This is a genomic window from Chitinophaga sp. (assembly GCF_036569185.1).
In the GTDB taxonomy this organism is placed as follows: domain Bacteria; phylum Bacteroidota; class Bacteroidia; order Chitinophagales; family Chitinophagaceae; genus Chitinophaga.
The window spans coordinates 1-3,688 of the sequence record NZ_DATCRD010000390.1; the positions used below are offsets into that span (position 1 = coordinate 1).

Sequence of the window (3,688 nt, forward strand, 5' to 3'; positions counted from 1 at the left end):
CCGCCGTGGCATTGGCACGGTGAAGGTGATACCTACCAGTGCAAAATGGTTTGGGGTTACCTATAAAGAAGATGCACCAGGCGTGCAGGCCAGCTTATCGGCGCTGGTTGAGAATGGAGAATATCCAGACAATTTATGGAAATAAAACCCAACAAAAGCATCCTTCAGGCTTTTGGACTTGAGCCTGAAGGATTAAATGTCCGAAAATTTGGATCAGGACACATCAACAACACTTTTTTGTTAGAAAAAAAGCAGGACGGCAGTAGCTACGTTTTACAAAAGATCAATGTAAACGTATTTAAGGAACCAGGAGTCATCGCCGCCAACCAGAGAATGGCAGCAAACTATCTGGCAGTACATCATCCCGGCTATCTGTTTATTACGCCGATCCCCACGGTTAACGGGGAAGAGCTCTTTGTAATTGACAACGAATACTGGAGATTGATCCCTTTTATTGCGGATTCCGTAACGGTGGATCAGGCCGACAACCCAAAGCAGGCGTATGAAGCAGCCAGACAATTTGGCCGCCTTGCCAGTTACCTTTCGGGTATTGACCTGAAGCCGTTTAAAGCTTCGATTCCCAACTTTCACAACCTGACCCTACGGTACAGCGCTTTCCAGGAAGCGATCCGGACGGCGAAGGACGACAGGAAAGTTGCAGCAGAAGAGATGATTGAAGATTTCCTCCGCTATTCTGACATCGCAGTAACGTATGAACAACTGAAAACAAATCCTGAATTCAGGGATCATCTGATGCACCACGATACCAAAATCAATAACGTATTGCTCAACAAGGATACTTATGAAGGTATTTGTGTATGTGATTTAGATACCCTGATGCCCGGAAAAATCATCTCAGACCTCGGCGACATGGTACGCACTTATGTTTGTCCCGTGTCTGAAGAAGAAAGGGATTTCAGCCAGATCGTTATCCGCGAAGAATACTACGAAGCCCTTATGCAGGGGTATCTCGCAGAGATTGGCGGTACTTTGACAAAAGTAGAAAAGGAGCAATTGTTCTTTGCCGGGAAGTTCATGATCTACATGCAGGGGATACGCTTCCTCACCGATTATCTGAATGGTGATGTGTATTATCCCATCAAGTATCCGACACACAATTACGACCGCGCTAAGAACCAGCTGGTTTTACTGCAGCGGCTCATGGAAAAAGAAACGATACTGCAGGATATCATCGACAAATGCCTGCATGTAAACGTAACAAGCGAACAGTAGTGAACAGTAAATGAAATCATTTTTTAGAACGTGAACAGTAATGAAATGAAATCATTTTGTCCCGGTGCTTCCTGCACCGGGATTTTTTTTGCGCGGATTTTGTCTTGGAACAGGATTTCGCTGATTTCGCTGATTACCCTGATTTTGTCCTTTTTGCGGATTTTAAGCATCGGTTAAGCTCAAAGCCGGTATTACATTAGCAACATCAATACTTAATGTCAGAAAAAATAAAATCAGGGTAATCAGCGAAATCATCTAAATCCTGTTCCAAGACAAAATCCTGTTCCAAGACAAAATCCGCGTCTTTTGTACACAAAACCGGTAGATTAATTTATAAGGATCATGCGATTTGTTTAGAAAATACGCAGCTATTCGTTTGTTTTTTTAAATATTTTCAAAAACATGTAATGTGATTGATTTTTTACTAAATATTGGCTGTGTTATTGTTTTTTATTTTTTTCACAAATACTTTTGTAGAAACGCTAAAGAAAACAAGCGCCTCCATGTGGGTAAATAAAGACAATATAAAACTTAATCACATCGTACCTCAGCTCAACTGGGCTATCACGAAGGTCGTGATTATCGTCGTTGTCATTATTAGCCACCAGTATGGAGGATAGGTAAACGTGCATATAATCACAAAATATAACGCCTTCCTCCGCAAAGAGGGAGGCTTTTTTTTGGACTGTATATTCCTGGTATAATTTCAATTTTATGTATAGCTATTACAACGACAACACCATTCTTTACATCAACGGTGAGTACACCAAAGCAAATGCTGCTACAACTGACCTGTATGGCCAGTCGCTCCACTACGGCTATGCTGTTTTTGAAGGCATCCGCGCCTACAAAACCGCAAGCGGCGAAGTGAAGATCTTTAAAGCAAAAGAACACTTCGACCGTTTGAAGCGCTCCTGCGAGCTGATCCACATCCCCTACAAATTTGATAACGAAGAGCTGATCGCCGCTTGTTATAAAGTACTGGAGATGAATAACATGGAAGAAGCCTATATCCGCCCGCTGGTTTTCTGTCCGCCGAATATGACGCTGAAAGCCGCCCAGGAAGCAAATATCCTGATCTGTGCATGGGAATGGGGGGCATACCTGGGAGAAAAGCTGCTGCGGGTAATGACTTCCTCCTACGAGCGACCAAATCCAAAAGCCTTTAAAATAGAATCCAAATCTGCCGGTCTTTATGTAAACTCGATACTGGCCTCGCAGGAAGCAAAGGAAAAAGGCTATGATGAAGCGCTGCTGCTGGATATGAATGGTTACGTTGCAGAAGGCCCCGGTGCTAACATCTTCTTTGAAAAAGACGGCAAAATATACACTCCTCCTCCCGGTAACATCCTCCCAGGCATCACCCGCGCCACTGTTATCGAACTTTGCCAGGAACTGAATATCCCACTGGAACAAAAATTATTTACCATCCCTGAGTTAAAAGAAGCTGAAAGCGCTTTCTTCTGCGGTACTGCAGCAGAAGTGATCGGCCTGGACTCCCTGGATGGCCAGTCTTTCAGTAAGCCATGGGCACAATCGCTCGGAAAATTACTCCAACAGGCTTATAAAGCTAAAGTGCTGGAAAAATCATTTCAACGCGAAGCGCAATTAGCCTAACCGTTGGCTGTTAGCTGTTAGCATCCGCTAAAATGCTAACAGCTGACAGTTAAAACCCTTTGAAGGTTGTAAATCGAAAAACTTACAATCCTTTACAGTAAAGGGTTTTAAAGTTAAAAGAGCAGATTTGAAGACCGGTAAATTGGAATAAGTTGGTTTGAATTTGACGACATCACCGGGTAATTTGTGCAGAGTTTTTAAAATAGGGCACCTATAAACACCTGTAATCGGGGAAATAACAAAAAGCAATGGAATTAAATAAATACAGCAAAACGATCACACAAGACCCTACGCAACCAGCTGCGCAGGCACAATTGTATGGAATTGGTTTAACGGAGGAAGATCTGAAAAAAGCACAGGTAGGTATCGTTAGCATGGGCTACGATGGCAATACCTGCAATATGCACCTGAATGATCTGGCACAGGACGTGAAAAAAGGCGTCTGGGCAAATGACCTGGTCGGACTCATTTTCCATACCATTGGCGTCAGTGATGGCATGAGCAATGGTACGCCGGGAATGCGCTATTCCCTCGTTAGCCGTGATCTGATTGCAGATTCCATTGAAACCGTTGCAGGAGCGCAGTATTATGATGCACTGATCACCGTTCCCGGCTGCGATAAGAACATGCCCGGTTCCCTGATGGCTATGGGCCGCCTCAACCGTCCTTCTATCATGGTGTACGGTGGTACCATCGCTCCCGGAAAATATAAAGGCCAGGATCTCAACATCATCTCAGCATTTGAAGCCCTGGGCCAGAAAATGGCAGGCAAGCTGGATGAAGGCGATTTCAAAGGCATTGTACAGAATTCCTGCCCCGGCGCCGGCGCCTGTGGCGG

The 3,688-nt window shown here is 44.3% G+C and carries 3 protein-coding genes; all 3 read left to right on the plus strand.

Translation table 11 applies throughout. The features are described from left to right. The first annotated feature begins 135 nt into the window (after window positions 1-135). The gene (locus VIM72_RS29540; protein WP_332006401.1) at window positions 136-1,233 is read left to right on the plus strand and encodes an aminoglycoside phosphotransferase family protein; all 1,098 of its coding nucleotides are present in this window, start codon (window positions 136-138) and stop codon (window positions 1,231-1,233) included. Between the two features lie 714 nt (window positions 1,234-1,947). Then, complete coding sequence (locus tag VIM72_RS29545) at window positions 1,948-2,850, plus strand: branched-chain amino acid transaminase (RefSeq protein WP_332006402.1); 903 nt, start codon at window positions 1,948-1,950, stop codon at window positions 2,848-2,850. Window positions 2,851-3,098: 248 nt separating this feature from the next. Beyond that, window positions 3,099-3,688: dihydroxy-acid dehydratase (locus VIM72_RS29550; RefSeq protein ID WP_332006403.1), on the plus strand; the 590-nt coding region annotated here is incomplete at its 3' end.

What these genes read in the sequence shown, in the direction of transcription:
- VIM72_RS29545 (WP_332006402.1), top strand. Translation starts at nt 1,948, where the DNA reads ATGTATAGCTATTACAACGACAACACCATTCTTTACATCAACGGTGAG.
- VIM72_RS29540 (WP_332006401.1), top strand. Translation starts at nt 136, where the DNA reads ATGGAAATAAAACCCAACAAAAGCATCCTTCAGGCTTTTGGACTTGAG.